Below are 5,417 nucleotides of genomic sequence, written 5' to 3'. Positions count from 1 at the left end.
GAGTCGTACCGGCGGGACGAGGGGTGGGGCCGCGCCGTGCCGGCTCCACCCCTCCGATCCCGGGTCAGCCCATGGTCTTCGCCCCGTCCAGGGCCTCCCGGATGATGTCGGCGTGACCGGCGTGCTGCGAGGTCTCCGCGATGACGTGCAGCAGCACCCGGCGGGCCGACCAGCGGGCACCGGGCTCGAACCAGGGCGCCTCCGGCAGCGGGTGGTCGGCGTCCAGGTCCGGCAGTTCGGCGACCACCTCGTCGGTTCGGCGGGCGACCTCGGCGTACTCCTCCAGGACCCCGGCCAGGGTCTCGTCCGGCAGCAGCACGAACTCGTTCTCCCGTCGCTCGAAGTCGGCCTCGGTCATCTCGGAGAAGTCGGCCATCACGCTCGGCCCCTTGACGATGAAGTCGGCCCATTCGCGCTCGGTGGCGGCGACGTGCTTGATGATGCCGCCGATGCACAGTTCGCTCACCGTGGTGCGCTGCCGCGCCTGCTCGTCGGTGAGCTCGCGGGCGGTGTGGCGCAGGAAGTGCCGATGGGTCCCCAGGGTCTGCAGCAGGTCGGCGCGCTCACGGGCGCCGCGGACCTCGTTGTCCCGGGTGGTGGTCGTCTCGTCTGTGGTCATGGCTCCGCCCTTCGTCGGTGGCGGGCCACTCGGCCCGCTCCGTCCTTCGAGACCATCCTGGAACCGACAGCGGCCACTTTCCGGCCGCAATCGGCGGGAGAATCGGATCATGGCGAACACCAGCGCCCGGATGCTCCGACTGTTGTCCCTCCTCCAGACCCACCGTTACTGGCCGGGCCCCGAACTCGCGGAGCGGTTGGGCGTCTCGCCGCGCACGCTGCGCCGTGACATCGACCGGCTGCGCGAGTTGGGCTATCCGGTGGACGCGCAGCGCGGGGTGGACGGCGGTTACCAGCTCGCCGCCGGGACCGCGCTGCCGCCGTTGGTGATCGACGACGAGGAGGCGGTCGCCCTGGTGGTGGGATTGCGGACGGCGGCCCGGAGCGCGGTGGAGGGCATCTCCGAGTCCTCGGTGCGGGTGCTGGCCAAGGTGCTGCAGGTGATGCCCGCCCGGCTGCGGGGTCGGGTGGAGGCGTTGAGCGAGGTGACGGAGCCGGTGGACTGGGGCGGTCCGGAGGCGGCGCCGGTCGATCCGACGGTGCTCACGGTGCTCGCCCCGGCCTGTCGGGCGGCCGAGCGGCTCCGGTTCTCCTACACGGCCTCCGATTCCCGGAACAGCGATCGGCACGTGGAGCCGCATCGGTTGGTCTGCCCCGGTCGTCGCTGGTACCTGATCGCCTACGACCTGGACCGGCACGACTGGCGCATTTTCCGGGTCGATCGGATCACCGGGCCGCGTGCGACGGGGGAGCGGTTCCGGTCCCGTGACCTGCCGGCCGCCGACGCCGCCGAGTTCCTGCGGGGGAAGCTGGACAACCTGCCGCGTCCGCACCGGGTGGAGGCGGTCGTCCACGCCCCGGCCGCCGTGGTCCGGGAGCGGATCGGACGGTGGGGCGTGGTGGAGGCGATCGACGCGGAACGCTGCGGGGTGCGGATGACCACCGATTCCCTGGAGTGGCCGCTGATGGCGCTCGGCGCGGCCGGGGCGGAGTTCCGGGTGGTGGAGCCGCCCGAGCTGCTGGACCTGGTGAGGGAACGGGCGGAGCGGTTCGGCCGGGCCGCCGGCGCCGCGTGATGCCATGTGGCACCACCCGGCACCACCCGGCGCCGTTCGGTGCCACGTGGCATCACCTGGCACCACATGGCACCATGTGATGCCAGGTGGTGCCACGCAAGGGTGCCGTGGTGCTCGCAGGGGGTGGGAGGTCGTGGGTGACATGCCTCGACGATGCCGTGTTTTCGCAGATCAGGAGGAATTTTCTCGATTCCCTCCCGGTGTGGCGCCGTTCGGGGTTGCGCGTGGCGCCATAGTGGTGCCATGATGGCGTCATGGACCTCACGCCGTATGTCGACACCCTCCGCCGTGAACTCGCGGTGGCCGCCGAGGCCGGGGGCGGGGACGCCCGCGAGCTGGCCGAGCGGCTCACCGCCCCGCTGGAGTCGGCGGCCCGGCTGACCATGCTCAACGTGCTCTCCGCCGCCATGGACGAGGTCACCCGGGAGCTCGCCCCCGGCTCGGTCGATGTGCGGCTGCGCGGCCTGGATCCCGAGTTCGTGGTGACACCGCCGCCCACCGACGAGGGTGCCCCCCCGGTGCCGCCGTCCCCCGTCGACGCGGCGGGGGCGACGCTCCCGCCGCCCCCCGGTGACGAGGGCGGCACCGCCCGGGTCAACCTGCGGCTGCCGGCGCACCTCAAGGCACGCGCCGAGGAGGCGGCGAGCCGCGAGGGGCTGTCGGTCAACGCCTGGCTGGTGCGGGCCGTGTCGGCGGCGGTCGGGACCGGCGCCGGACCGCGGCCGGCGGAGCGGACCCGGACCGTCGGCCAGAGCTTCACGGGCTGGGTGCGCTGAGCGCGCTCCGGGCCCCACCCGTACCACCGCACCGCTTCCACCCACACCGCGTCCCACCTGCGGGGACGTGCCGAGGACCCACGAGGACGGGACAGCCATGCCTTCTTTCGACACCCCCCGGCCGATTTCGGTCACCGCCTACGTGTACGCCGGTGCCCTCCGGCTCGCCACGGCCGACCGCCACGACACGATCGTCGAGGTGCGTCCCCTCGACCCGGAGAAGGACCAGGACGTCCGCGCGGCCGAGCAGACCCGGGTCGAGTACGGCAACGGTGTCCTGACCGTCACCACGCCCAAGCCGAATCTGCTCGGGCGCGGCGGCTCCGTCGACGTGACGGTGGAGCTGCCGACGGGATCGGACGTCGAGGTGACCGGCGCGGCGGTCAACCTGCTGGGCGAGGGCCGGCTCGGCGAGGTCGCGGTGAAGACCACGTCCGGCGACGTCCGTCTGGACACCACGGGGCCGCTGCACCTGAGGGTGCCGCACGGATCGAGCACCGTCGACCGCGTGGAGGGCATGTGCGAGATCACCGCCAACACCGGCAACATGCGGGTCGGCCTGGTGGACGGCCACGCCGTCCTGAAGAACTCGCACGGCTCCACGACCGTGCGTGCCGTGACCGGCGAACTGCGGGTGAGCGGTGCCACCGGCAGCATCGACATCGGGCGCGCCGAGGCCTCGGTCGTGGGCACCACCACCCACGGCCCTCTCCGGGTCGGCGAGGTCGGCCGCGGGGACATCCGGTTGGAGACCTCCAACGGTCCGATCGAGGTCGGCGTCCGGGAGGGCGTGGGGGCCTGGCTCGACGTCAACTCCAACCGGGGGCAGGTCCGCGTCGGACTCGAGGCCTCCGAGGCCCCGGAGGACAGCGGGGAGAGTGTCGCGATCCGCGCCCGGTCCAACTGGGGCAACATCGACGTCCTCCGCGCCAAGGCCTGATCCGGCGGAGCCGGCTCCGCGCCGCTTCCCACGCTCTCTCCTCCTCTCCTCCTCTCCCCGGCCTCTCCCCATCGTCGTGATCCCCGAACGGAGGACTCCATGTCTTCTTCTGTCATGCCCATGCAAAGCCGGAGTGACGGTCATCCACCCCCGGTCGCCGTCTCCGCCACCGGTCTGCGCAAGTCCTACGGCGACAAAACCGTGCTCGACGGCATCGACCTGCACATCCCCACCGGCTCGGTCTTCGCGCTGCTGGGCCCCAACGGCGCCGGCAAGACCACTGTCGTGAAGATCCTGTCCACCCTCATCGGGGCCGACGGGGGGCGGGCCCGGGTCGGCGGTCACGACCTCACCACCGAGGCGCAAGCGGTGCGGGCCGCCATCGGGGTCACCGGCCAGTTCTCCGCCGTGGACGGGCTCCTCACCGGCGAGGAGAACATGCTTCTGATGGCCGACCTGCACCACCTCCCCGGGAGGGAGGGGCGACGGGTGGTCGCCGACCTGCTGGAGCGCTTCGACCTGGTGGAGGCGGCGGGGAAGCCCGCATCCACCTACTCCGGTGGCATGAGACGCCGCCTGGACATCGCCATGACCCTGGTCGGAAGCCCCCGGATCATCTTCCTCGACGAGCCGACCACCGGTCTGGACCCCCGCTCCCGCCACGCCATGTGGCGGATCGTCCGCGAGTTGGTCGCCGGCGGCGTCACCGTCCTGCTCACCACCCAGTACCTGGAGGAGGCCGACCAGCTCGCCGACCGCATCGCGGTGCTCCACGACGGCGGAATCGCCGCCGAGGGCACCGCCGAGGAACTCAAGCGCCTGGTCCCCGGCGGACACGTCCGCCTGCGCTTCACCGACCCCGCCGCATACCGCTCGGCGGCCTCCGCCCTGACCGGGGCCGACCGGGACGACGAGGCCCTGGCCCTGCGCGTCCACGGTGACGGCGGCCAACGCGAACTGCGCTCCCTGCTCGACCGGCTGGACGCCGCCGGTGTCGAGGCCGACGAACTGACCGTGCACACCCCCGACCTCGACGACGTCTTCTTCGCCCTGACCGGCGGCACCGACCGTCCCGGCCCCACCGACGGGTCCGAGGAGGCCACCCGATGAGTTCCCCGTCCCTCGCCGTGCGCGACTCCTCCACGATGCTGCGCCGCAACCTGCTGCACGTGCGGCGCTACCCCTCCATGACACTGAACCTGCTGCTCACCCCGGTCCTGATGCTGCTGCTCTTCGTGTACGTCTTCGGCGAGGTGATGAGCGCGGGCCTCGGGGACGGCGGCGCGGACCGCTCCGCCTACCTGGAATACCTCGTCCCCGGCATCCTGCTGCTGACCATCGGCTCCACCACCATCGGCAGCGCGGTGTCCGTGGCCACGGACATGACCGAGGGCATCATCGCCCGCTTCCGCACCATGCCGATCCACCGGGGATCGGTGCTCATCGGCCACGTCCTGGGCAGCGTGCTGCAGTGCGTCGCGAGTGTGGTGCTCGTCGGGGCCGTCGCGGTGGCCATCGGTTTCCGGACCACGGACGCCGGGGTCGTGGAATGGGCGGCGGCCCTCGGTCTGCTGACCCTCGTCTCCCTGGCCCTGACCTGGATCGCGGTCGGCACGGGGCTGGGCAGCCCCAACGCCGAGGCCGCGAGCAACAACGCCCTGCCGCTGATCCTCCTGCCCCTGCTGTCCACCGCCTTCGTCCCCCTGGACGCCCTGCCCGGCTGGTTCCGACCGATCGCCGGGTACCAGCCCTTCACCCCGGCCATCGAAACCCTCCGAGGGCTGCTCCTCGGCACGGAGATCGGCCACCACGGGTGGCTCGCCCTCGCCTGGTTCCTCGGGCTCGCCGTCCTCGGTTACCTGTGGTGCAGGGTGCGCTTCGACCGCGCCCCGGGGTGAGGACGGAGCCTTCCCGGACGACCTCCGGGGGCGGCGTGCACCGGCACCGCGTCGGTGCACGCCGTCGCGGTGCCGGGTGTCAGAACCGCCAGCGGGTGGGGACGTGGCC

Annotated in this window: 6 protein-coding genes; 5 read left to right on the top strand and 1 reads right to left on the bottom strand. The window is 72.5% G+C overall.

Annotated elements, in window-relative coordinates; all coding sequences use genetic code 11:
- Nucleotides 1–64: 64 nt before the first annotated feature.
- On the bottom strand, nt 65–619 hold the full coding sequence (locus FOE67_RS15375; RefSeq protein WP_182664620.1) for a DinB family protein: 555 nt from the start codon (nt 617–619) through the stop codon (nt 65–67).
- Nucleotides 620–728: 109 nt separating this feature from the next.
- Between FOE67_RS15375 and FOE67_RS15370 the strand changes: the two genes are divergently transcribed.
- From FOE67_RS15370 to FOE67_RS15350, 5 genes are all read left to right on the top strand, one after another.
- Nucleotides 729–1,694, top strand: a complete 966-nt coding sequence (locus tag FOE67_RS15370) for a helix-turn-helix transcriptional regulator (protein WP_182664618.1) — start codon at nt 729–731, stop codon at nt 1,692–1,694.
- A gap of 254 nt (nt 1,695–1,948) precedes the next feature.
- A complete protein-coding gene (locus FOE67_RS15365) occupies nt 1,949–2,470 on the top strand; it encodes a toxin-antitoxin system HicB family antitoxin (protein ID WP_182664616.1) in 522 nt (173 codons plus the stop codon).
- Between the two features lie 97 nt (nt 2,471–2,567).
- The gene (locus FOE67_RS15360) at nt 2,568–3,410 is read left to right on the top strand and encodes a DUF4097 family beta strand repeat-containing protein (protein ID WP_182664614.1); all 843 of its coding nucleotides are present in this window, start codon (nt 2,568–2,570) and stop codon (nt 3,408–3,410) included.
- Nucleotides 3,411–3,509: 99 nt separating this feature from the next.
- Nucleotides 3,510–4,520, top strand: a complete 1,011-nt coding sequence (locus FOE67_RS15355; protein WP_438874229.1) for an ATP-binding cassette domain-containing protein — start codon at nt 3,510–3,512, stop codon at nt 4,518–4,520.
- Nucleotides 4,517–5,308, top strand: a complete 792-nt coding sequence (locus FOE67_RS15350) for an ABC transporter permease (RefSeq protein WP_182664612.1) — start codon at nt 4,517–4,519, stop codon at nt 5,306–5,308. The genes FOE67_RS15355 and FOE67_RS15350 overlap by 4 nt, the downstream gene beginning before the upstream one ends.
- The last annotated feature ends 109 nt before the right edge of the window (nt 5,309–5,417 follow it).

The organism is Streptomyces calidiresistens, from assembly GCF_014141525.1.
GTDB lineage: Bacteria > Actinomycetota > Actinomycetes > Streptomycetales > Streptomycetaceae > Streptomyces > Streptomyces calidiresistens.
The sequence above is the reverse complement of the archived record's forward strand: the minus strand, read 5'-3'. Positions and strand labels throughout refer to the sequence as shown.